This window comes from Actinospica robiniae DSM 44927, assembly GCF_000504285.1.
In the GTDB taxonomy this organism is placed as follows: Bacteria; Actinomycetota; Actinomycetes; order Streptomycetales; family Catenulisporaceae; genus Actinospica; species Actinospica robiniae.
Genome location: NZ_KI632511.1, coordinates 8996953 through 9020910 on the forward strand (window position 1 = coordinate 8996953; position 23958 = coordinate 9020910).

The following is a 23958-nucleotide window of genomic DNA, read 5'->3' on the forward strand; positions in this document are numbered from 1 at the left end:
AGGCCTTGCGATGACCGAACCGCTCGTCCACTACTCGGTGGACCGCGCCGTGGCGACTCTCACCCTCGACTCGCCGGCCAACCGCAACGCGCTGTCCACGCGGATGGTGGCCGAGCTCGAGGAGGGCCTCGAGCGGGCCGGTGCGGATCCGGACGTGCGCGCGGTCGTGCTCACGCACGCCGGCAAGGTCTTCTGCTCCGGCGCCGATCTGAAGGAGGCGACCGGCGCCGACCCGGCCAGCGGTCCGCGTAACCTGGTCAAGCTGATGCGCGCGGTGGTCGAGCTCCCCAAGCCGGTGCTCGCCTGGATCCAGGGGCCCGTGCGCGCGGGCGGACTGGGCTTGGTGGGGTCCTGCGACCTGGCGGTGGCGGGTCCGGCGGCGACGTTCGCGTTCACCGAGGTGCGCCTGGGCCTGGCTCCCGCGGTGATCTCGCTGCCGCTGCTCCCGCGGTTGGAGCCGCAGGGCGTCGCGCACTGGTACCTGACCGGCGCCACGTTCGGGGCGGCGGAGGCGGCGCGGATCGGCCTGGTCACCGCGGCGGGGATGGCCGGGCTGGTCGAGAAGTACCTTGACGACCTGCGCCAGGCCTCGCCGCAGGGCCTGGCCGAGACCAAGCGCCTGGTCACCGCCGAGGTGCGGCGCTGCTTCGAGCGCGACGGCGAGGCGATGATCGCGCAGTCCTCGCGGCTGTTCGGCTCGCCCGAGGCGCAGGAGGGCATGCGCGCGTTCCTGGAGCGCCGTCCGCCGTCCTGGGCCCGGTGATGGCCGTGGCGGCCGAGGCCGCGCCCCGGGTGCCGCAGCAGGATCGCAGCCGCGCCACCCGGCAGCGCCTGCTCGACGCGGCCATGGACTGCCTGGCCCGGCTCGGCTGGAGCGGGAGCACCGTCGCGGTCGTGGCGGAGCGGGCCGGGGTGACCAGGGGCGCGCTCCAGCACCACTTCCCGACCCGGGAGGACTTGTTCACCGCGGCGATCGAGCACGTCGCGGCCGAGCGCATCGCGTTCGTCCGGGCGCGGCTCGACGACCTCCCCGCACCCGGGCCGGCGCGCACCGAGGCCGTGGTGGCGATGGTCGTCCAGATGTATACGGACCAGTATTTCAGGGCCGCGCTTCACCTCTGGGTGGCCGCGGCGACCGAGGAGCCGCTGCGCGAGCGCGTCGTGGCGCTGGAGAACCGGGTGGGCCGCGAAGCCCACCGCGTGGCCGTCGCCTCCCTCGGCGTCGACGCCCACGCGCCCGGCGTGCGCGAAGCCGTTCAGGCGACGCTCGACATGGCCCGTGGTCTCGGCCTGGCGAACCTGCTCACCGACGACTCCGAGCGCCGCGCCGGCATCATCAGCCGCTGGGCCGCCCTCCTGGACGCCGCACTGGCCTGACGCGCGCTCAGAGGGACGTACTACTGGGTGCTGGTGGGGGGTGGTGGCCTGAAGTGTCGTGGTGTGGGCGGCCGCTTCGCGTCGCATGGTTCGTCTGACCACCCGTTACCTTTTACGTGTCCCCGCAATGGGGGCGCCTGGCCTCCGGGCCCGGTATGGCTCTGCCACCCTGCCGTGTCTATGGCCTTGGGCGTGTTGCCGCCGGGTTTTGGAGCACTGCCTGACCGCTGATAAGGGGCCTGGTCCGCATCCCGTGCCCGGCGCAACGCCGGGCGTTTTCTCGGGGCGGCCTGTGTAACGTGGTTGCCGGCTGCGGTGCGATGGTCGAGGCCAGGGCCATGCGAAGTAGAAGGCGGCGAGCGTGTACGACACCAGCGGTATCGGGGTCTTCCTCGGCCTGGACGTGGGCAAGGGCGAGCACCACGCCCACGGGCTGACCCCGGCCGGCAAGAGAGCGTGTCTAATGGAGTGTGTAAGCGGGTGACCTGTTGAGCAGCAGGTGGTAGTGCCTGGCTGCTAGAAATGGTGACACGCTGTGAGTGGCAAGAAGATGGACCAGGTGCTGTCGGTGGAGGCCGAGGAGCATCTGGTGGAGGAGCTCGAGCAGGTCGAGGGTGCCCGTCGGGTCGCTGCGATCCTGGCTCCGGAGGCGATCGACTCTCTGCTGGCCGAGGCCGAGAAGGCCGGGGGCGGGGCGCAGGAGCTGCTGGCTGCGATCACCAAGGCGGTGCTCGAGCGGGCGCTGCAGGTGGAGATGGCGGATCACCTCGGCTACGAGAAGGGGGATCCGGCCGGGGTCGGCTCGCCCAACTCGCGCAACGGCTCCTACCCCAAGACCGTGGTCACCGCGTCCGGGCCGGTGCGCCTGCAGGTCCCGCGTGATCGGGCCGGCTCGTTCGAGCCGCGGATCGTGCCCAAGCGCACCAAGAGGCTCGGGCAGGTCGACGAGATGATCCTCTCGCTCTACGCCCGGGGGATGTCCACCCGCGACATCCGCGACCACCTCGCCGAGGTCTACGGCGCCGAGATCTCCCCCGCGCTGGTCTCCAACGTGACCGAGGTGGTGCGCGAGGAGATCGCCGAATGGCAGAACCGCGCGCTCGACGCGGTGTATCCGATCCTTTACATCGACGCGATCGTGGTGAAGGTCCGCGAGTCCGGCAGCGTCGTGAACAAGGCCGCGCACCTGGTGATCGGCGTGGACACCGACGGGTACAAGCAGGTGCTCGGCATCTGGATCGAGCAGAAGGAGGGCTCCCGGTTCTGGCTCAACGTCCTGACCTCCCTGCGCAACAGGGGCCTGAAAGACGCCCTCGTCGTGTGCTGCGACGGGCTGAGCGGGCTGCCCGAGGCGATCGGGCACGTATGGCCCGAGGCGATCGTGCAGACCTGCGTGGTCCACTTGATCCGCACCTCGATGCGGTATGTCGCCTACGCCGACCGCAAGAAGATCGCCGCCGCGCTGCGCCCGATCTACACCGCCGCGAACGCCTCGGCCGCCGAGGCCGCGCTCGAAGCGCTGCGCGGCCAGTTCGCCCGCAGCGCACCCGGGGTGATCTCCGCATGGGAGCGGTCCTGGGAGACGTTCATACCGTTTCTCGACTTCCCCCTCGAGCTGCGACGGGTCATCTACACGACCAACGCCATCGAGTCGATGAACTTCCAGCTCCGCAAAATCAGCAAGACCCGCGGGCACTTTCCCGACGACGACGCCGCGATCAAACTGCTCTACCTCGGCATCCGCCGCATCGAGGGCCGCCACATCGACGGCGAGGGCCGCCACGTGCCGGCCGGACAGCTACGCGGCACCGGAACCTACGGCTGGAAGCGGGCCCTGAACGACTTCGCGATCCGCTTCCCCGGCAAACTCCCGGTCTGACCAGCAAAACCGTCACCGACGGCAACCGCCGACGGAGACCCGAAGAAGGAAGAACCGTCCCCAAACTTACACACTCCAATTGACAAGCCCCGGCAAGACCGTCTACGACAAGCGCCTGCCGAACACCGAACCAAAACTGCGCGCCCTGTTCGAGAAGCTGATCGCGAAGTTCGCCACCGTCCTGGTGATCGTCGATCAGCCCGCGAACATCGGCGCGCTGCCGCTGAGCGTCGCCCGCGACGTCGGCTGCCAGGTCGCCTACCTGCCCGGCCTGGCCATGCGCCGCGCCGCGGACCTCTACGAGGGCGAGGCCAAGACCGACGCCCGCGACGCCGCCGTGATCGCCGACGTCGCCCGCACCGCACCCAGGGCGCTGCGCACCCTGACCGTGCTCGATGAGACCGAGGCGGAACTGGCCATGCTCGTCGGGTTCGACCAGGACCTCGCGGGCGAGTCGACCCGCACCTCCAATCGGCTGCGCGGCCTGCTCACCCAGATCCACCCCTCCCTCGAACGCGTCCTGGGCCCACGCATCCAGCACCAGGCCGTCCTCGCGCTACTCGCCCGGTACGGCTCCCCTGAACTGCTCGCCGAGGCCGGCACCCGACGCATCGTCAAACTCCTGAAACCCCTGGCCCCGCGCCTGGCCGAGCGCCTGGCCGAGGAGATCGCCGAGGCCCTCGCAGAACAGACGGTCGTGGTGCCCGGCACCCGGGCCGCAGCCCTCGTCATCCCCTCCCTCGCCCGCCAGCTGACCGAGATCCTCGCCCAACGCCGCACGCTCGAGGGACAGCTCAGTGCCCTGCTGGAGGCCCACCCTCTTTCCCCGCTCCTGACCTCGATGCCCGGCATCGGGATCAGGACCGCCGCGACCATCCTGACCACCGTCGGCGACGCCGCCACCTTCCCCACCGCCGACCACCTCGCCTCCTACGCAGGACTTGCCCCGGTCACCAAGTCCTCCGGCAGCTCCATCCGCGGCGAACACGCACCCAGACGCGGAAACCGGCAGCTCAAACGCGCCATGTTCCTCTCCGCCTTCGCCGCCCTGGCCGACCCCGACTCCCGCGCCTACTACGACAAACACCGCGCCGCAGGCAAAACCCACACCCAAGCAATCATCCGCCTCGCCCGCAGACGCATCAACGTCCTCCACGCCATGCTCCGCAACGCCACGCTCTACACGCCCCACACCGCCACCACATAACCCGAGCAACACCCACCCACATGCCCGTTACAGCGAGCAGCCCAGACTTGACGGAAGACATAGGGGCACGCCCACCCGTTGCGTCGCGGGGCGGGCTGGGGTTTCAAGATTCCGCCTCCGGCGCGGGCCCTTCTCTCGGAGAGAGATGCCGGGGTTTGTGGGGTGCTGGCGTTGGCGGGGCGGGCTGGGGTTCGGGGTGGTCGGGTGCCGGGGGTGTGCTCTCTCCTCGGTCGGTCCCCGGAGGCAATCAGGAACCTGCCGGGAGGTCAAGCGGCGGTGGTTCTCGTCGTGCTGTTTCCTGCATCGCGCCGCTTGACCTCCCGGCAGAACCCTGATCGGGCTTCGCCTGCCCGACCGAGGAGAGAGCCCACCCCCTGGGGGATTGGTGTGTGCTGCGCTCGGGCCGGGTCCCGGCCCGTGGCCCGGTCGTGCTCGGTGCGGAAGGATTCTGCATCGCCCTGATCCGAGTATCCAGGTTCTCGATCCGCGCGAAGGCATCGGCGCGGATCGCGCCTGATGTGAAATCCTGCACCGCCCTTGTGCCATCCACCCCGATCCCAGACCTCGCTGCAGAATCCCGCAGGCCAGCCGCCTTCGATGCGGAAGAACCCTGCATCCCTCTGATCCGAGCATCCCGACCCTCGATCCGTGTGAAGGCGTCGGTGCTCGGGTCGTGTGGCTCGGTCGCACGCCGAGGGGAAATCCTGCACCGCTTTCGGCCCCACCCCTGAGGTCATCTGCCGGGCCACCTCGTCCACCACCCTCCCGTCACAAGCCCTGACCCTCGTACTCTTCCATGCTAGATGCCACCACCGACAAAAACCGTGAATCAGTCTTTTCACCGGAAAAGAAAAATTATGGAGATTTCCGGGCACTAGGGCGGTCCCTCCGGCGTTGAACCAGTAGAGAAGACAAGAGCAGCCCAGAACGGTGATGCAGGATTCTTCCGGATCAAGCGCGACCGGGCCACGAGGCCGGCCCGAGCGCAGCTCGCACCGGACCCTCAGGGGGTGTGTTCTCTCCTCGGTCGGGCAGGCGAAGCCCGATCAGGGTTCTGTCGGGAGGTCAAGCGGCGCGATGCAAGATCGAGCATGAGCGGAAGCTACCGCCGCTTGGGCTCCCGGCAGGTTCCTGATTGCCTCCGGGGACCGGCCGAGGAGAGAGCACGCCCCAATGTCGTTCTGATCAACTTATCTTGAGTGACAGTACTCTGATGGTTCGGGGTGGTGCTTTGACCGTGACCGGCGTGTTGGGGGGTGTGCGGCGGGTCCCGAAGCGTTGTCGGATGCGTTTGACGGTGCGTGCGCTGGTGCGTGGGGCGCGTTCGGGGTTGCGGTAGCGGTTCGGGTCGTCGGCTATGTCCAGGACCCGGTTGACGGCGTGGGCGATCTGGCGGATGACGCTGCGGCGTACCTCTTTGAGGACTTTGGTGAACGAGACGCGCTCGGGGTCTTCGCGTCGTTCGTCGGCTATCAGCGCGATCAGGCGGGAGAGGCAGTGGTTGACGGCCAGGTGCGCCCAGATCTCCTGGTGGACCTGGTCGGGGTGGTGGGAGCGCAGGACCTGCCGGGGGTGATCTGCTGGGTCTTGACCTGGAGGTTGGAGACCTCGCCCTGCCAGCGTTCGGCGTAGAGGCGGGCGATCTCGGAGGCCGGGTCGTGCTCGGGGGGCTTGTCAATTGGAGTGTGTAAGTTTGGGGACGGTTCTTCCTTCTTCGGGTCTCCGTCGGCGGTTGCCGTCGGTGACGGTTTTGCTGGTCAGACCGGGAGTTTGCCGGGGAAGCGGATCGCGAAGTCGTTCAGGGCCCGCTTCCAGCCGTAGGTTCCGGTGCCGCGTAGCTGTCCGGCCGGCACGTGGCGGCCCTCGCCGTCGATGTGGCGGCCCTCGATGCGGCGGATGCCGAGGTAGAGCAGTTTGATCGCGGCGTCGTCGTCGGGAAAGTGCCCGCGGGTCTTGCTGATTTTGCGGAGCTGGAAGTTCATCGACTCGATGGCGTTGGTCGTGTAGATGACCCGTCGCAGCTCGAGGGGGAAGTCGAGAAACGGTATGAACGTCTCCCAGGACCGCTCCCATGCGGAGATCACCCCGGGTGCGCTGCGGGCGAACGTGCCGCGCAGCGCTTCGAGCGCGGCCTCGGCGGCCGAGGCGTTCGCGGCGGTGTAGATCGGGCGCAGCGCGGCGGCGATCTTCTTGCGGTCGGCGTAGGCGACATACCGCATCGAGGTGCGGATCAAGTGGACCACGCAGGTCTGCACGATCGCCTCGGGCCATACGTGCCCGATCGCCTCGGGCAGCCCGCTCAGCCCGTCGCAGCACACGACGAGGGCGTCTTTCAGGCCTCTGTTGCGCAGGGAGGTCAGGACGTTGAGCCAGAACCGGGAGCCCTCCTTCTGTTCGATCCAGATGCCGAGCACCTGCTTGTACCCGTCGGTGTCCACGCCGATCACCAGGTGCGCGGCCTTGTTCACGACGCTGCCGGACTCGCGGACCTTCACCACGATCGCGTCGATGTAAAGGATCGGATACACCGCGTCGAGCGCGCGGTTCTGCCATTCGGCGATCTCCTCGCGCACCACCTCGGTCACGTTGGAGACCAGCGCGGGGGAGATCTCGGCGCCGTAGACCTCGGCGAGGTGGTCGCGGATGTCGCGGGTGGACATCCCCCGGGCGTAGAGCGAGAGGATCATCTCGTCGACCTGCCCGAGCCTCTTGGTGCGCTTGGGCACGATCCGCGGCTCGAACGAGCCGGCCCGATCACGCGGGGCCTGCAGGCGCACCGGCCCGGACGCGGTGACCACGGTCTTGGGGTAGGAGCCGTTGCGCGAGTTGGGCGAGCCGACCCCGGCCGGATCCCCCTTCTCGTAGCCGAGGTGATCCGCCATCTCCACCTGCAGCGCCCGCTCGAGCACCGCCTTGGTGATCGCAGCCAGCAGCTCCTGCGCCCCGCCCCCGGCCTTCTCGGCCTCGGCCAGCAGAGAGTCGATCGCCTCCGGAGCCAGGATCGCAGCGACCCGACGGGCACCCTCGACCTGCTCGAGCTCCTCCACCAGATGCTCCTCGGCCTCCACCGACAGCACCTGGTCCATCTTCTTGCCACTCACAGCGTGTCACCATTTCTAGCAGCCAGGCACTACCACCTGCTGCTCAACAGGTCACCCGCTTACACACTCCATTAGACACGCTCTGCTCGGGGTCGGTCATCGAGGTCAGGAGCCTGATCACCTCGCCGGTGCCGATCTCATACTCGATCAGTCGCAGCGTCTCGTAGCGCTCCGGGCCGCGCCCACGCACCGCGTTGCTCCACATCCGCACCAGCGCGCTACCGTCGGCCAGCACCTCGACCCGGTCGGTACCGATGTGCTTTTTCGCCCTGATCACCAGGTGGGCGCCGGTGGCCCGGAAGGCCTTGCACAGCGCCACGGACGGGAAGTTGCGGTCGAAGATCACCACGTCGCCCTCGGCGGCGTGCGGGGCGAGCTGCTCGGCCAGTTCGTGCTCCCCGGTCAGATATCCCCCGATCGCCGCGCCCCTGACCGCACGCGTGCCGGTCTCCACCAGCGTGACCACCCGGGCCACCGGGTAGCCCACCGCCACCGGTTTACCGTCCGCGCCGCGGGTGACCGGCCCGGAAAAGTGCGCCCGGTTCGCCGGCGAATCGGGGATCTCCACCACGAATCCGTCCACTGCCAGCGTACACAGCCCCCGCCACCGGGCCCCGATCGTCTCCGGCCCGGCCACAGGACCGGCCACCGCCTCGAACACCGCCCGCATCGCCTCCGGACCGAGCCGTTGACGCATCCCGTGCAGCGCGCTCTTGGCCGGGGCCAGCTCACACAGCTCGGGAACCGCGCCGACCAGGTTGTCGCAGACATCTTCCAACGACTCGTGCGGAAACAACGCGCACGCCAACTCGAAATACGCCGCGAACCGCATCGTCAACGGCCCGGGCCTGCGCGACCGATCCCGCGTACGCCCCTCGATCGCCGCGTCCACCAGCGAAGGCGGCACAAACTGCGTCAACACACCGAGATTGACCTCGTCGGAATGCCCGACCCACGGATGACCCACACCCCACCCAACGATCCGAACCCCCCAACGACACGACAACCACAATCCAGTCGATCAGAACGACATTGGAGCCCACCCCCGCAACCCCACCATCCCGAACCTCAGCCCGCTCCGCCACGCCAGCACCCACGGAGCCCCGGCATCTCTCTCCGAGGGAAGGGCCCGCGCCGGAGGCGAAATCTTGAAACCCCGGCCCGCCCCACCAACGCAACTGTAAGCGCGCGCCCACACCCCAAGCCACCACAGCCCACCAGCGCCCAGCCGATCGACCTCTCAGGTCGCCGGCTCGCCGTGCCAGGAGTGCCACAGTCGGGCATAGCTCCCGCCGTGCGCGACGAGTTCGTCGTGCGTGCCGAGCTCGGTCAGGAGCCCGCCCTCCATCACCGCCACGCGGTCTGCGTCGTGCGCGGTGTGCAGGCGGTGTGCGATGGCCAGGACCGTGCGGTCCCTGAGGACGGCGGACAGCGTCCGCTCGGTCTCGCGAGCCGTGGTCGGATCCAGCATCGCGGTCGCCTCGTCGAGGATGACCGTGTGCGGATCGGCGAGGACGACGCGGGCGAGCGCGAGTTGCTGGGCCTGCGCGGCGGCGAGGCGGTGGCCGTCCGGGCCGAGGTCGGTGTCGAGGCCGTCCGGCAGTTCGTCGGCCCAGGGCGCCGCGCCGACTGCTGAGAGCGCGGCGCGCAGGTCGGCGTCCGCAGCGGTCGGCTTGGCCACCAGCAGGTTCTCCCGCACCGACGCGTGGAAGACGTGGTGTTCCTGGGTGACCAGGATGATGTGGCGGCGCAGCTGATCCGGTGACAGTTCCGAGACGGCGACTCCGCCGACCGTGACGGCGCCGGCGCGAGGCCGGTCGATGCCGGCCAGCAGCCGGCCCAAGGTGGACTTGCCCGCGCCGCTCGGCCCGACGATCGCGAGCCGTTCGCCCGGCCGCACCTCGAGGTCGACGCCGTGCAGCACGTCGCGTCCGAGGTCGTAGCCGAAGCGCACCTCGCGCACCTCGATCCGGTCGCCGTCCGGCACGCCCTTGCCCGGCTGCGCCTGCGGCAGTTCGCTGATGCCCTCCAACCGGGCGAACGACGCCGCGCTGCTCTGCAGCGAATCGATCCAGATCTGCATCGTCTCCAGCGGGCCGGACAGCTGGCGCAGGTACAGGGCGGAGGTGACGACGGCGCCGAGGCTGATCATGCCGCGGTCGTAGAGCGCGCCGCCGGCCAGCAGCACCCCGACGATCGGCAGCGCGGCGGACAGGTCGATCGTCGGATAGAGCACGCTGCGCAGTGCCAGGGCGCGAAGACGGCTCCGCCGGCCCTGCTCGAGTGCTTCGGCGCTCGCCTCCCGCCGTCGCTCCCGTAGGCCGAGCGCTTCCACAGTGCGGGCGCCTTGGACCGTGCTCACCAGGACCTCCGCGATCGCGGAGTTCGACGCGCCCAGGTTGAGGTAGGCCTCGCGCGCGCGTCGCAGGTACCAGCGGCTCGCCACGACGATGCCGAGCAGGCCGGCCACTCCGCAGGCGCCGAGAATCGGATCGACGGTGAAGACCGCGAGGATGACGAAGACGGATTGCAGCCCGGCTATGAGGATGTCCGGCGCGGCATCGCGCATGATCGCCGCTACCGTGGCTACGTCGCCGGAGCCTCGCGCCGCGAGATCGCCGGAGTCGACCTGCTCGGCGACGGCGGGGCGGAGCTCGAGGACGCGATCGAGGAACTGCTCGCGCACATACGCCGCGAGCCGTTCTCCGAAGCGGGCGGCGAGGTAGCGGGCCTGGCGGGTGAGGACGAGCTGGACCAGCGCGGAGACGAGGATCAGCAGCGCCAGCCGATCGATGGCGGCGACGCCGCCGTGCGCCTGCACCTTGTTGATGATCAGTCCGAGCAGCCACGGCCCCACGAGTCCGGCACCGGTGGCGAGGGCGTTGAGGATCAGGATCCAGGCGAAGACGCGCGGCTCGCGGCGGACCAGGCGCCGAATCGCGCGTCGCACCGCCGCCGGGCCGGAGACAGGCAACTGGTTCATCGCGTCACCCGCTCGATGTGGTCCTCAAGCCCGCGCGAGACGAGCTCGCGGTAATCGGGCTGGCTCTCCAGCAGCTCGTGGTGGGTGCCGCTGGCGGCCACGCGCCCGTCCACGAGGTAGTGCACGACGTCGGCGCGGTCCAGCACCAGCGGCGAGGTCGTCGTGACCACCGTCGTGCGGCCGGAGCGCGCGTCACGAAGTCGATCCGCGATCAGTGCTTCGGTGTGCGCGTCCACGGCGGAGGTCGGCTCGCAGGCCAGCAGCACCTCCGGTTCGGCGGCCAAGGCGCGGGCCAGCCGCAGACGCTGCCGCTGTCCGCCCGAGAGGTTGCGGCCCATCGACGCGATCACCGATGCGGTGCTCTCCGGCAGAGCGGCCACGATGTCTTCGGCGACGGCGGTGCGCAGCACTTCGCCAATGGTCTGATTATCGAGCTCGAAGCGGCCGGCGACGACGTCGCGCAGCGGCCCCGCGAAGATGGCGGCATCGTTGTCGGCGACCAGTATTCGCTCGCGGACCCACGCCGGCGCTATCTCCGCGAGCCGGATGCCGCCCCACGTCGCCTCAGACACACGCAAGCCCCCGAGCCGGTCGACGATCATCGCGGCGTCGGCCGGGCGCGGGCCGGCGAGCGCGGTGAAAGTGCCGGTCTTGACGTCGGCTCCCGAAATCGGATCGTGCAGGTCTGCAGCTCCCTGCGGCCCTTCGCCGGTGACGTCCAGCCCCGCGGTCTCCGACCCGAGCCGCAGCAACGCGCATACCCGCCGCGCCGAGACGAAGGCCCGTGCCACGGCCGAACCGTCGTCGATCAGCGCAGCGACCGGCACGACGAGCACTGACACATAGCCGTATACGGCGACGAGGTCGCCGACCGTGATGGTGCCCTCGGCCGCCATCCGCGCGGCCAGCCACGTCACCACCGCGAGGAACAGCAGCGGAAGACCGGCCCCGAGCGTGGGAATCCAGCTGGAGACCGCCCCGACCCGGTAACCCTCGTCGACCAGCTGCCGCGACTTCTCCCGGTATCGCGCCGCGAACAGATCCTTGCCGCCGATGCCGTTGAGCACCCGCAGACCTTGGACGAGGTCGACCAGACGGCTCGTCAGCTGCGCCTGATGCTCCCGATAGTCCGCGCCCGCCTCGCGCAGGCGTCCGAGCGGCGGCCCGACGAGCACGGCGATCACCGGCACCCCGAGCAGCGCGATCAGCGCGAGCACGGGCGAGATGGACAAGAGCAGCCCGGCCACCACCAGGTAGGCGATGACGGCGCCGAACCCGGGACCCACGATGGTGAGACTGCTCCCGATCGTCCAAACGTCGCCGATCCCGATCGTGGCCACCTCGCCGGCCGTGACCTTGCCGGCCAGATCCGCACCGAGCCGGGTGGACTGGTCGATCACGGCGTTCAACGTCCGGAAGCCGCCGTCCATGCGCACTTTGGTCATGGTGCGATGGCGCATGATCGCCACGTAGGCGTTGAGGGCGCCCATCGCGAGCAACGCCATGACCCAGCCGAGAAGCGTCGAGTAGTGCCGAGGCCGCAAGCCGTCGTCGATGGCTCGGGAGAGCAGGTACGGCGGCAGCGTGAGACCGACCATCCACACGGTTCCGAGCGTTGCCGCGAGCACGATCCGGCGGCGCTGGCTGACCACCAGCCACCACAGAAACCGCGCGGGGCTGCGCAGATCGGCGTCGCGAGGTAGGCCGTATTCGCCGCTCATCAGGTGCGCCGGCCGGTGATGAACGCGGTGTCGAGCCAGGGCGGCTCGGCGCCGCCGGTTTCCCCAGTGGCAAAGGGATCGGCGAGATCGCGCGCGTACCGCTGGGCGAGGGCCGCGACGACCTCCTGCTCGACCGCCCAGCCGTGGTCGGCGAACCACTGCCGCGCGTCGCCGCGCTCCTCGGTATTGACCATCGTGTCCATGGCGACCCCGGACCGCTCGCTCAACTGCTTGAGCCGGGCGCCGTCCCGCGCCGCGAGATCGCCGAGGATGCGGTCGAAGGCCACGCCGCTGCCGGGCGCCGAGAGCGCGTCGATCCGCTCGAACAGCTCGATCTCGGCTTGTGACGGGAGATAGGCGAGCAACCCCTCGGCCAGCCAAGCGGTCGGCGCATCGGGCGTGAACCCGGCGTCGAGCAGCGCCTTCGTCCAGTCGTCGCGCAGGTCCACGCCGACGGGCGTGCGCAGGCAGGCCGCCTCGGCGCCTCCGTCGGACAATACTTCGAGTTTGAACCCCAACACGCCGGGCTGGTCGGCCTCGAACAGGCGGAAGCCGGCCGGCCATTCGATCCGGAACGCGCGCGTGTCGAGCCCGGATCCGAGCAGGACGGCCTGCCGTATGCCCGCGTCGGCGGCGGCCTGAAGCCAGTCGTCGTAGAAGCGCGTCCGCAACCCGATGTAGCGCGATCCATGCAGGTGCAGCGTTTGCTGCGCGGTGACGGCCGTGCCCGGTTCGGGCCAGCCGGTGAGCATCGGCAGCTGCACCGGGGAAGCCTCGAGGAACCAGAGCGCGTAAGGATCCTCGATCAGGTGGTCGGGTGCCGACGTCTCCACCGCCCGGGCCGAGGCCAGCCCGAGTGCGGTGATACCCGGCCCCTTGCTGAGGTCCCACGAATCCGAGTTCACGTCGTCCTCCTGCACCATGTCGCCGGTGTGTGCTGTGCGGAGGAACCACGCTAGCGGATATTCGAATCGTGCGATAAACCGGCAGGAGGTGGATATGCTCACCTCGACGGCGTCAGCGGAAAGGCAGTTCCGGATCCGGTTCGTCGGCCTCGGCGTGCAGGGTGCCGAGCGGCGGGCGCGGGTGGCGCGGCTCGCGGTCGCCGGCCTCGCCGCCACCGTCGTCGCCGCCGCCGGGCGGCCGGGGATCGAAGGAGACCGCCACCGGGCCCCACCGGCGGATCCGGACGCCGGCGCCGGGGCGCTGCGCCGTGACGACGGAGGTCTCGTCCCAGGCGGGCGCGCCGGGCGGCGAATCGCCCGGGTCGGGGGGCGTGATGGTGACGCCTGAGTAGAATCCGGCCTCACGCGCCGCTTGCATGGCCAGGCCCACGACGTCGGGCACGCTGACGTCGTCGCCGAGCTCCGGACGATTCCGCGTCATGGCGACCCTCCCTAGCGCAAGGTACCTTTCGCGCCCGGAGGGTGGAAGAGCGCGGCCGCGGCGGATGGAAGCACCCGCCGCGGCCGGGAAGTACTAAGCGAGCTCGGGAGCGACCCGGTTCGCGAACAGCTCGATGCCGCTGCGGTCGTAGGCGGCCTCGGCGAAGTAGAAGATCCCGTAGGTCATGCCCAGGCCCTTGAGCGCGGTGAGCTTCTCGGCGATCTGCTCCGGGGTGCCGACGAGCGCGCTGTTGCGCCACTGCGCGGTCGTGCGCTCCAGGGCGTCGGCCGAGATGTAGGGCTTGAGGTGGTCGGTGATCCAGTTGAGCCGGTCCTCGACCTCCTTCTCCGTCTCGCCGATGACGATGTTGAAGTTCGCCGACCGGACGATCGCGTCGAAGTCGGTGCCGACCTCGCGGCAGTGCTCCGCCAGCAGCTGCGACTTGCGGGTGAAGACCTCGGGGGTGCCGTCGTAGTTGGTGTACTGCGCGTACTTGGCCGCGGTGCGCAGGGTCTTGCGCTCGCCGCCGCCCGCGATCCACAGCGGAATCCCGCCCTGCTGCAGCGGCAGCGGACGGCTGATCGCGCCGTTCACCTGGTAGTACTTGCCGTCGAGGGTGGCCTCGCCGGTCGTCCACAGGTCGCGCATGATCTGCACGCCCTCGTCGAGCATGCCGAGCCGCTCGCCGGCGGACGGGAAGCCGTAGCCGTAGGCGCGCCACTCGTGCTCGTACCAGCCGGCGCCGATGCCCATCTCGGTCCGGCCGCCGGAGACGATGTCGACCGTCGCGGCGACCTTGGCCAGGTAGGCCGGGTTGCGGTAGGCCATGCACGTGCACATCTGGCCGAGCCGGACGCGCGAGGTGGCGGCGGCGAGCGCGGCCATCAGGGTCCAGGCCTCGTGCGTCGCCTCCTCGGTCGGCTCGGGGACGGTGTGGAAGTGGTCGTAGACCCACACCGACTCGAACGGACCGGCCTCGGCGGCTTGGGCCACCTCGAGCATGGTCTGCCAGTGGTCCTTGGGGTCCACGCCGGCGAGGTCGAGCCGCCAGCCTTGGGGAATGAACAGTCCGAAGCGCATGACTCCATACTAGAGCTATGCACCCGCCGGGGATCTTCAGGCGTGGACGGCGGCGGCGCGGACGCGGGCGGCCCGGCGACCCCGCCGAGAACCGCCGGGGCGATCATCACCCCTGATACAGTGCGTATCGCCGCCTTGAAATGAACAGGAGGGGGTAGCGTGTTCGCGCTCCCGCTGGGTGACGGCGCCGAGCTCCGGCCGCTCCAGCCCTGGCACGCCGAGGAGTTCCTGGCGCACATCGACCGCGGCCGCGAGAGCATCGAGACGTGGGTCTCCTGGGCCTCGCGCTCCACCGATCTCGCCTCCGCCCGGGCCACCCTGCTCGCGTGCGCCGAGGCCCAGGCCCGGGACGAGCAGCATCTCTACGGCATCTGGCTCGAGGGCACGCTCGTGGGCGGGGTGATGTTCGTGCGCTTCAACGCCAAGACAGGGGTCTGCGAGATCGGCTGCTGGCTCGAGCCGGCCGCCGAGGGACGCGGCCTGGTCACCACGGCCACCAGGCGGCTGATCGGCTGGGCCTTCGGCGAGCGCGGCATGCACCGCGTCGAATGGCGCGCCGCTTCCGGCAACGTGCGCAGCGTCAACGTGGCCCGGCGCCTCGGAATGTCCTTGGACGGGGTGCTGCGCCAGGCCGTACCGTGGCGTGGCCGGCGCCACGATCTTCAGGTGTGGTCGCTGCTCGCGCACGAGTGGGAGGGTGACCGATGACCGGGACGGGAAGGCCGGTGGCGCTGGTGACGGGGGTGGGCCGGCGGGCCGGGATCGGCGCGGCGCTGGTCACGGCGCTGGCCCGGGACGGCTGGGACGTCGCCTTCAGCTACTGGCGGCCCTACGACGATCGGATGGACTGGGGCCGGGACGAGGACGCGGCGGCCGAGATCGCCGAGACCGCCCGGAGCCTCGGGGCGCGGGCGTTCGGTCTCGAGGCCGACCTTTCCCGCGCGGAGGTTCCGGAGCAGCTGTTCGACCGGGTCGGCGCCGAGCTGGGCGATGTCAGGGCCCTGGTGATGGCGCACGCCGAGTCGGTCGACTCGGCGATCCTGACCACGACGGTGGAGAGCTTCGACCGGCACTTCGCGGTCAACGCGCGGGCCGTGTGGCTGCTGATCCGCGCGTTCGCCGAGCAGTTCGCCGCGCCGCCCGGCACCGGCCGGATCATCGCGCTCACCAGCGACCACACCGCGTTCAACCTGCCCTACGGCGCGAGCAAGGGCGCGCTCGAGCGGATCACCGTGGCCGCGGCGCACGAGCTGGCCGGGCTCGGCGTCACGGCCAACGCGCTGAACCCGGGCCCGATCCAGACCGGCTGGATGACGCCGGAGACCGAGCGCGACCTGACCCGGGCCACCGCGCGCGGCCGGCTCGGGCGGCCCGCGGACACCGCCGACTACGTCAGGTTCCTGTGTTCCGAGCAGGGCGGCTGGATCAACGGGCAGGTGCTCTTGAGCAACGGCGGATTCCCGCACTGAGCAAGGGAAAGCTCCCCCGGCCGGCCGTGCGGCCGACCAGGGGAGCTTCCTTATACTCGTATCCTTAAGACCCTGGGCTCAGGACGAGTACGTCGTGGTGCAGACCGTGCCGTTGAGGCTGATCGCGGTCGGCGAGCGGTAGGCGCCGTTGTTCGCGCCGACGAAGCCGATGTTCTGCGAGTTGCCTCCGTTGGGCGCCAGCTGGGCGTTCCAGTCCTGACTGGTCGCCTCCACGTTCTGGCCCGACTCGGTCCAGGTCGCGTTCCAGCCGCCGTTCTCCGTCTCGGTGGTGTCCGGGAAGGTGAAGTTCAGCGACCAGCCGTCGATCGCGCTCGGTCCGGTGTCGGTCAGCGTGATCGAGGCTACGTAGCCGTTACCCCAGCTGTCCGTGATCTGATAGTCCACCGCGCAGGTGCTGACGGCCGGCGAGGTGGTGGAGAAGGTGACCGGATCGGAGGGTTCGGAGAGCTTGCCGTTCTTGTCGGTGGCCAGCACGTTGAACGTGTACACCGTGTTGGGCACCAGGTTCTGCAGCGTCACGGAGTTCGTGGTCGACTCGGCCAGCCGGTCGCTGGTCGTGCCGTACTGCTCCTCGATCTCGTAGCGCACCACGGACCCGCCGGTGGACGCGCCCCAGCTGAGCGTGGCGCTGCTGCCGCTGATGTTGCTCACCGACGGCGTGCCCGGCGCGCTCAGGGCGCCGAACTGGTTGGCCGCGGGCGTGAGCACGACCGTCTCGATCGAGTACGGCGGCAGCGTCTGGCTGGCCGAGGTGCCGGTCGCGGCGCTGGTGATCGAGCCGGCCTCGTCGCCGTAGGTGTAGACGGTCGGCGTCGCGGTGCTCGGCAGGTAGCCGTTGTAGTGCAGGTTCACCGAGTACGAGTTGCTCGGGTCCTTGTTCACCATCATGACCGCCAGGTCGCCGTTCTTCTGCCGGACGGCGTGCGCGGCCACGAGCGAGTTGTCGGTGCCGGCGTTCACCATCAGGTCGCCGGGCTTGCCGACGTCACTCAGCATCTGGATGCCGTAATAGGTCGGGAACGGCGTGTTGAACGCCGGTTCGCAGACCGTCCCGACGCAGGTGCCGCTGGAGAGCACGCCCCAGTCGTCGTAGTCGGTCGCCCCGTCCGGTGCGGTGGAGATGGTGCCGGGGCCGTTGTGCGTGTCCCACCAGTCCACGTTGAACACGCCCTGCTCGAGCGCGGTGAAGTACGAGTCGGCCGCGAACAGCGCGTCCGGCTGGGTGTCTTCGTCCACGCCCGAGTTCAGCTCGGTCATCGCGACGCCGATGTTCCGGCCGCCGGAGTACTTGTTGATCTCGTCACGCAGCTGCTGCAGTTCGCCGGGCAGCTGGCTCGGCTCGCTCAGCGCGGTCGAGGCGCCGGTGCCCGAGGGGTACCAGTGCACGATGACGAAGTCGATCGCCGACGCGGCGATGGACAGCACGGTGTGGTTCCAGTCCGAGGTGTCGCCCGTGGCGAGCACGCCGTCGGGCCAGTTGCCCGGCAGGGTCAGCACCGCGCCGATCTTGATCGTCGGGTCGACCGCCTTCATCGCCGAGGCGTAGGCGAGCACGTCGTTCGCGTACTGGGTCGGGCTCTTGTCGGTGCGGTTGTCCGCCTCCCAGCCCGAGCCGTAGTACCCGTCGCCGTAGATCTCGTTGCCGATCTCCCAGTACTTGTCGCCGTATCCCTTGGTCACGTTGGCGTACTGGACCCAGGCGGCAGCCTCGGCCGGCGTGCCCGTGCCGTAGTTGGCGATCAGGATCGGCTGCGCGCCGATCTTCTTCGCCGTGCCCATGAACGAGTCGAAGTCGGTGCCCGGCGCGACGTAGCCGCCGGGGGCGGTGTTGTCCTGCCAGTTGTAGATGTCGCCGTAGGAGCCGCCCGGGTAGCGCAGCATCCCGACCCCGGACTGCTGCAGCAGGTCCTGGGTCTGCGTGGAGTTCATCGAGCTGTCCCACACGGCCTGGTTCAGGCCGTAGCCGGTGGACGGGATGGTCCCCAGTCCCTCGCTCGTGTTCACGGTCACGTTCACGGTCTGCGCCGTCGTGTCGGCCGCGGCCGGCACCGAGGCCGAGGTCTGCGCCAGTGTGCTGCCGACCAGCGCGAGCGCCGCGACGGCGGCGACGCGCAGGCGCGGACCGCGCAGGGGTGGAGGTCGAAGGGTCACGTAGGCTCCTTGCCAGTGCTCGGGGGCGTGGGGTGCGCCCAAGCCGAGCCGGGCAGCACCGGAAGAACTAAGCGGATGCTCCCCACCGCCGAGCAGCGCGTCAAAGCTCTGTCAGCCTCGCGCGCGGGCGCCGGTCGCGAGCAGCGGCGGCGAGGCGCCGGGTGGACATGAAGGGCTGTAAGTTTCAGACCGGCCCCGCGCCACATACTTGTCCGTACGGCTTTTCCGGCAGGCCGGGACGCTCGGCGCGGCCGGGTCCGTCCGTGCACGTGAGCATCGTTCTTGCCGCCCGCCGCCGCCTCCGTAGTCTCCCGACCGACCGGATCCGCGCCGGGGTGGCCCGGCCACGGCCGAAGAGGGAGAGACCGATGCGCTTACGCGCGCTGATGGATCGGCGCCGCACCGCGATGGCGAGCGCGGTCGCGCTGATCGCCGCCTCGCTGTTCGTGGTGATGCCCAAGGCCCACGCCGCCCCGAGTTACGACTACGCGGAGGCGTTGCAGGACTCGATGCTGTTCTACGACGCCCAGCGCTCCGGGCAGCTGGAGCCGGACAATCCGCTGGACTGGCGCGGTGATTCGGACCTGAGCGACGGCTCGGACCACGGGGTGAACCTGACCGGCGGCTTCCACGACGCCGGCGACCTGGTGAAGTTCGGGCTGCCCGAGGCGTACTCGATGACGATGCTCGCCTGGGGCATGGTGGACTACCCGCAGGGCTACGCGGCCGCCGGGCAGACCCAGGCCAGCCTGGAGAACCTGCGCTGGGGCGACGACTACATCCTGTCCGCGTTCACCGGGCCGACGACGTTCTACGGCCAGGTCGCGGACGCCTCCACGGACCACTCGTACTGGGGTCCGGCCGAGACGAACCCGACCACCCGGCCGTCCTATGCGATCACCGCCTCTTGCGCCGGCGCCGACCTGGCCGGCGAGGCGGCCGCCGCGCTGGCCGCGTCCTCGATCGCGTTCAAGACCGCGGACGCGAAGTACTCGGCCCAGCTGCTCACCCAGGCTCAAGGCCTTTACAGCTTCGCGAACACCTACCGGGGCAAGTACAGCGACTGCATCACCGGCGCGCAGAGCTACTACACCTCGTACAGCGGCTACTGGGACGAGCTGGTGGAGAGCGCGATCTGGCTCTACAAGGCCACCGGCACCAGCAGCTGGCTGACCACGGCCGAGACCGACTACGCGAACCTGCCGCTGGCCAGCCAGTCCACGCTGCACGAGTACAACTGGACGATCAGCTGGGACGACGTCAGCTACGCCGACTACATCCTGCTGGCGCAGCTGACCGGGCAGCAGCAGTACATCACCGACGCCGAGGACTTCCTCAACTGGTGGACGACCGGGTTCAACGGATCGAAGGTCTCTTACTCGCCCGGCGGCGAGGCGTTCCTGGACCAGTGGGGATCCCTGCGGTACTCGGCGAACACGGCCTTCGCCGCGCTGGAGTTCAGCGACTATCTGACCTCGTCCGGCGGCAGCTCGACGCTGGCCTCGACCTACCAGTCCTTCGCAGTGAATCAGATCAATTACATCCTCGGCGCGAACCCGAGCAAGGAGAGCTACGAGGTCGGATTCACCAACGGCGGCACCAACACCAGCTGGCCGCAGAACCCGCACCACTCCACCGCGCACGACTCCTGGGCGGACAACCTGACCACCCCGACCCAGACCAGGCACCTGGCCTACGGTCTGCTCGTCGGCGGCCCGACCAGCAACAACGACCAGTTCCAGGACGTGCGCAGCGAGTACCAGTACACCGAGGGCGCGCTGGACTACAACGCGCTGTTCTCCGGCGCGCTGGCCCGGCTGACCCAGCAGTACGGCGGCACCCCGGTCTCGAACATCCCCAAGGCCGAGCTGCCGGACGGGCCGCAGGAGTACGTGCAGGCCGCGATCAACAACGAGGGCACGAACTTCATCGAGATCAAGGCCTTGGTGAACAACCAGTCGGCCTGGCCGGCTCGGCAGATGAAGAACGCCAGCTTCCGCTACTACTTCACCCTGGACTCGGGCGAGAGCGCCAGCCAGATCACGCTGAGCTCGTCCTACAACCAGTGCAACGCGCTCACGGCTCCGACGCAGTACTCCGGCAGCACCTACTACATCACGGTGAACTGTTCGAACCTTGACATCGAGCCGGTCGGCGAGGCCGACTACACCAACTCCGACTACCAGGCGCAGGTGCAGTTCCGGATCACCTTCCCGGCCGCGCACAACCCGGCCGAGGACTGGTCGTTCCAGGGCATCCCGAGCACCTCGGGCGCCACGCCCGTGACCGTCGGGGACATCCCGCTCTACTCCGGCAACACACTGGTGTGGGGCAGCGGCCCGTCCGCGTCCACGCCGCCGAGCACGCCCAAGGCGCTCGCGGCCGGCTCGGTCACCACGACCGGGGCCACGCTCTCCTGGACGGCCTCGACCGCGGGCACGAACCCGATCGCCGGATACGACGTGTACTCGAGCGCCGGCACGCTCGTCGGCACGACCACGTCCACCTCGTACGCGGTGACCGGCCTCAACGCGAACCGGACCTCGCCTTACGGGTACTTCGTCACGGCCGTGGACAGCAACGGTCTGGCGTCTGCGGCCTCGAACGTGGCGCAGTTCATCACCTCGTCCCACACCTCCCTGTCCGCGGCGGACGCCACCGCGCCTTCGGAGCCGGGCACGCCCGTGGTCTCCGCGGTCGGGTCCACCGGCGCCACGCTGACGTGGGCGCCGTCGGTCGCGGGCACGAACGCCATCTCAGGGTACGACGTCTATGAGCTGACACCGTCGCCGAAGCTGGTGGCGACGACCGCGGCGAGTGCGACCTCGTACACGCTCACCGGGCTGTCGGCGAACAGCCCGTACGGCTTCGAAGTCGCGGCGCTCGACACGGCCGGCCGGATCTCGCCGGTGCTGGCCGCAACCGCGTTCACCACCTTGGCCACCGGGGCGACGGCCTCGCCGAGCGCATCGGCTTCGGCTTCCGCCTCGGCTTCTCCGTCGGCTTCGGTCTCCGCGTCGCCGAGCCCGTCGGCCAGCCCGTCGGCCAGTCCGTCGGCCTCGCCTTCGGCCAGTGCGTCGGCGTCACCCTCGGCCTCGCCCAGTTCCGGCCCGACCGGCAACGCCACCTGTTCCGTCGCCTACACGCTCTCCAACTCGTGGCCCGGCGGCTTCCAGGCCCAGATCGTGATCACCAACACCGGCACTACCACGATCAACAGCTGGACATTGACCTGGACCTTCGCCGGCAACCAGCAGATCAACAGCCTGTGGAACGCGACGTACACCCAGTCCGGCGAGGCGGTCACCCTCGGCTCGGAGCCCTACAACGGCGGTGTCGCGCCACAGAGCTCTGTCACGATCGGCTTCACCGGGACGTACAGCGGCAACAACTACAACCCGACGGCGTTCAAGCTCAACGGAACCGCCTGCGCCGTCATCGTCGCATAGCACGAATGACAGGTGATTGACCTAGATCGCGGGCGTCGTCGTCGCGGGCCGGTATCAGAACACCGATGATCCGGTCAGCTGGGCGAACCGCTCCAAGGCGGCGACGCCCGCGATCGAGTTGCCCTGGTCGTCCAGGCCCGGGCTCCACACGCACACCGTGCACAGCCGCGGCACCACGGCCAGGATGCCCCCGCCGACGCCGGACTTGCCGGGCAGCCCGACGCGGTAGGCGAACTCGCCCGCCGCGTCGTACGCCCCGCAGGTGAGCATGATCGCATTGATCCGCTTGGCCTGGACCTCGCTCAGCAGCCGGCGCTCGTCGCGCAACGTGCCGTGCCGGGCCAGGAACAGCGCGGCCTGGGCCAGCTCGCCACAGCTCATCGCGATCGCGCACTGCCGGAAGTAGTGGTCGAGCACGATCCGGATCGGGTTGTCCATGTTCCCGTGCGCCGACATGAAGTAGCCGAGCGCCGCGTTCAGATCCCCGTGCGCCGCCTCCGACTCGGCCACCAGCGGGTCGACGCCGAACCCGTCGTCCCCCACCTCGCCGCGCAGCAGCGCGAGCACCGCGCCGACGGGGTCGCCGGTGACGGACAGCAGGCGGTCGGTGACCACCAGGGCGCCCGCGTTGATGAACGGGTTGCGCGGGATGCCGTGCTCGAGCTCCAGCTGGACCAGCGAGTTGAACGGGTCCCCGGACGGCTCGCGGCCGACCCGCTGCCAGAGCCGGTCGCCGTCCAGGCCGAGGGTGAGCGCGAGCCCGAACACCTTCGAGATCGACTGGATGGAGAAGCGCTCGCGCCAGTCGCCGACCCCGTGCAGCTGCCCGTCGACCGTCGCCACCGCAAGGCCGAACCGGTCGGCCGGCACCGAGGCCAGCGCCGGGATGTAGTCGGCCACCTTGCCCGTCCCGACCGAGCCGGCCGTCTCGGCGCGCACCCGTTCGAGCAGCTCGGGCAGGTCCTCCGGTAGTCGCGGCACGCCCCAGCCTAGGCTCGGCGCCGGACCGGCGGCGAGTCGCGCGAGGTGAACGGGTGAGCGGGCCGATTCCGGCAACCGACCCGGGATACCGCCTTCCGCTGCATTCACGGTAAGGTTCGGGCCGAGCTAGCGACCGTAACGTATGGCATCTGGAGGGACAGCCGTGACTGAACGCATCCGCTGGGGGATCGCCGGCACCGGCGGCATCGCGTCCGCGTTCGCCGCAGACCTCGCGCTCCTGCCCGACGCCGAGATCGTCGCGGTCGGCTCGCGCTCGCAGGAGTCCGCCGACACCTTCGCCGACCGCTTCGGCATCCCGCACCGCCACGTCGGCTACGAGGCGCTCGCCGCGGACCCGGACGTCGACGCGATCTACGTCGCGGTCCCGCACACCGGTCACCGCGAGGCCGCCCTCGCCGCGATCGACGGCGGCAAGGCGGTGCTGTGCGAGAAGCCCTTCGCCGTCAACGCCGCCGAGACCGAGCAGATGATCGCGGCCGCCCGGGCCAAGGGCACCTTCCTGATGGAGGGCATGTGGGTGCGCTTCCTGCCGCACCTCGCGCTGGTCCGCTCGCTGATCGCGGACGGCCGGATCGGCCGGGTCCGCTCGGTCGTCGCAGACCGCTGCGACATCCTGAGCGAGGACCCCAAGCACCGCGTGCGCGCCCCCGAGCTCGCCGGCGGAGCCCTGCTGGACCTCGGCATATACCCGGTCTCGCTGGTCTCGATGGCGACCGGCGGCCAGCTGCCCGCGCGGGTCGAGGCGGTCGCGGCGCTGACCGACACCGGCGTCGACGCGCACGCCTCGATGGTCTTCCAGTACCCCGACGGCGCTCAGGGCGTGGTCACCACCTCGCTGGATCTGCGCAGCGCCAACACCGCCACGATCGCCGGGACCGAGGGCCGGATCGTGATCACCCAGCCCTGGGCCCGCACCAGCCCGGTCGAGCTGACCCTGCTCGACGGCACGACGTACACCACCGACCTCCCGCACGAGGGCCACGGGCTGCGCCACCAGGCCGCCGAAGTCGGCGCGCGGCTGCGGGCGGGCGAGCTGGAGAGCCCGGTCATGCCGCTGGACGAGACCCTCGCCGTCATGCGCACGCTCGACCTGGTGCGCGAGCGGATCGGGCTGCGCTACCCGGGCGAGTGA

Annotated in this window: 18 protein-coding genes and 1 pseudogene; 10 read left to right on the forward strand and 9 right to left on the reverse strand. The window is 69.9% G+C overall.

The window, feature by feature from the left end; all coding sequences use genetic code 11:
* The first annotated feature begins 10 nt into the window (after window positions 1-10).
* The 6 genes and pseudogenes from ACTRO_RS38690 (at window position 11) to ACTRO_RS38710 (ending at window position 6095) form a co-directional block, all read left to right on the forward strand.
* Complete coding sequence (locus tag ACTRO_RS38690; protein WP_034271313.1) at window positions 11-763, forward strand: enoyl-CoA hydratase family protein; 753 nt, start codon at window positions 11-13, stop codon at window positions 761-763.
* The gene (locus ACTRO_RS38695; RefSeq protein WP_034271315.1) at window positions 763-1377 is read left to right on the forward strand and encodes a TetR/AcrR family transcriptional regulator; all 615 of its coding nucleotides are present in this window, start codon (window positions 763-765) and stop codon (window positions 1375-1377) included. Before ACTRO_RS38690 ends, ACTRO_RS38695 begins: the two co-directional genes overlap by 1 nt.
* A gap of 361 nt (window positions 1378-1738) precedes the next feature.
* Window positions 1739-1861: an IS110 family transposase gene (locus ACTRO_RS50125; RefSeq protein WP_245594262.1), complete on the forward strand. Its 123-nt coding sequence runs from the start codon at window positions 1739-1741 to the stop codon at window positions 1859-1861.
* A 66-nt stretch (window positions 1862-1927) separates the two neighbouring features.
* Window positions 1928-3256, forward strand: coding sequence for an IS256 family transposase (locus ACTRO_RS38700; RefSeq protein ID WP_051452057.1), 1329 nt, complete (start codon window positions 1928-1930; stop codon window positions 3254-3256).
* Between the two features lie 79 nt (window positions 3257-3335).
* Window positions 3336-4463 (forward strand): annotated as a pseudogene (locus ACTRO_RS38705) (IS110 family RNA-guided transposase); the annotation flags it as partial.
* Between the two features lie 1380 nt (window positions 4464-5843).
* Window positions 5844-6095 (forward strand): hypothetical protein, encoded by a 252-nt coding sequence (locus tag ACTRO_RS38710; protein WP_157436688.1) that lies wholly within the window; start codon window positions 5844-5846, stop codon window positions 6093-6095.
* A gap of 125 nt (window positions 6096-6220) precedes the next feature.
* Here the strand turns inward: ACTRO_RS38710 and ACTRO_RS38715 are convergent, their stop codons facing one another.
* From ACTRO_RS38715 to ACTRO_RS38745, 7 genes are all read right to left on the reverse strand, one after another.
* Window positions 6221-7549: an IS256 family transposase gene (locus ACTRO_RS38715; RefSeq protein ID WP_051452058.1), complete on the reverse strand. Its 1329-nt coding sequence runs from the start codon at window positions 7547-7549 to the stop codon at window positions 6221-6223.
* A gap of 58 nt (window positions 7550-7607) precedes the next feature.
* A complete protein-coding gene (locus ACTRO_RS38720) occupies window positions 7608-8486 on the reverse strand; it encodes an IS4 family transposase (RefSeq protein ID WP_169740010.1) in 879 nt (292 codons plus the stop codon).
* A gap of 318 nt (window positions 8487-8804) precedes the next feature.
* On the reverse strand, window positions 8805-10547 hold the full coding sequence (locus tag ACTRO_RS38725) for an ABC transporter ATP-binding protein (RefSeq protein WP_034271319.1): 1743 nt from the start codon (window positions 10545-10547) through the stop codon (window positions 8805-8807).
* Window positions 10544-12268 (reverse strand): ABC transporter transmembrane domain-containing protein, encoded by a 1725-nt coding sequence (locus ACTRO_RS38730; protein WP_034271321.1) that lies wholly within the window; start codon window positions 12266-12268, stop codon window positions 10544-10546. The genes ACTRO_RS38725 and ACTRO_RS38730 overlap by 4 nt, the downstream gene beginning before the upstream one ends.
* Entirely contained in the window at window positions 12268-13191 is a 924-nt protein-coding gene (locus ACTRO_RS38735; protein WP_034271324.1) for an SAM-dependent methyltransferase, read from the reverse strand. The genes ACTRO_RS38730 and ACTRO_RS38735 overlap by 1 nt, the downstream gene beginning before the upstream one ends.
* Window positions 13192-13285: 94 nt before the next feature.
* Window positions 13286-13654 carry a hypothetical protein gene (locus tag ACTRO_RS38740; protein WP_034271326.1) on the reverse strand — a complete coding sequence of 123 codons (369 nt, stop codon included), beginning with the start codon at window positions 13652-13654 and terminating at the stop codon, window positions 13286-13288.
* 93 nt (window positions 13655-13747) lie between these two features.
* Complete coding sequence (locus ACTRO_RS38745) at window positions 13748-14734, reverse strand: LLM class F420-dependent oxidoreductase (RefSeq protein WP_034271329.1); 987 nt, start codon at window positions 14732-14734, stop codon at window positions 13748-13750.
* Window positions 14735-14893: 159 nt separating this feature from the next.
* On the opposite strand from ACTRO_RS38745, the gene ACTRO_RS38750 reads away from it, so the two are divergent.
* Both ACTRO_RS38750 and ACTRO_RS38755 read left to right on the forward strand, forming a co-directional pair.
* Window positions 14894-15442 carry a GNAT family N-acetyltransferase gene (locus tag ACTRO_RS38750; protein ID WP_034271332.1) on the forward strand — a complete coding sequence of 183 codons (549 nt, stop codon included), beginning with the start codon at window positions 14894-14896 and terminating at the stop codon, window positions 15440-15442.
* Window positions 15439-16203, forward strand: a complete 765-nt coding sequence (locus tag ACTRO_RS38755) for an SDR family oxidoreductase (protein WP_034271335.1) — start codon at window positions 15439-15441, stop codon at window positions 16201-16203. The genes ACTRO_RS38750 and ACTRO_RS38755 overlap by 4 nt, the downstream gene beginning before the upstream one ends.
* Before the next feature lie 78 nt (window positions 16204-16281).
* Here ACTRO_RS38755 and ACTRO_RS38760 read toward each other — a convergent pair whose 3' ends face one another.
* Window positions 16282-18375 (reverse strand): cellulose binding domain-containing protein, encoded by a 2094-nt coding sequence (locus ACTRO_RS38760; protein WP_245594614.1) that lies wholly within the window; start codon window positions 18373-18375, stop codon window positions 16282-16284.
* Between the two features lie 368 nt (window positions 18376-18743).
* Here ACTRO_RS38760 and ACTRO_RS38765 point away from each other — a divergent pair, with 368 nt between their 5' ends.
* Complete coding sequence (locus tag ACTRO_RS38765) at window positions 18744-21824, forward strand: glycoside hydrolase family 9 protein (RefSeq protein WP_157436689.1); 3081 nt, start codon at window positions 18744-18746, stop codon at window positions 21822-21824.
* Window positions 21825-21878: 54 nt separating this feature from the next.
* Here the strand turns inward: ACTRO_RS38765 and ACTRO_RS38770 are convergent, their stop codons facing one another.
* A complete protein-coding gene (locus ACTRO_RS38770) occupies window positions 21879-22805 on the reverse strand; it encodes a glutaminase (protein ID WP_034271341.1) in 927 nt (308 codons plus the stop codon).
* A gap of 163 nt (window positions 22806-22968) precedes the next feature.
* Here ACTRO_RS38770 and ACTRO_RS38775 point away from each other — a divergent pair, with 163 nt between their 5' ends.
* Window positions 22969-23958 carry a Gfo/Idh/MocA family protein gene (locus ACTRO_RS38775; RefSeq protein WP_211244561.1) on the forward strand — a complete coding sequence of 330 codons (990 nt, stop codon included), beginning with the start codon at window positions 22969-22971 and terminating at the stop codon, window positions 23956-23958.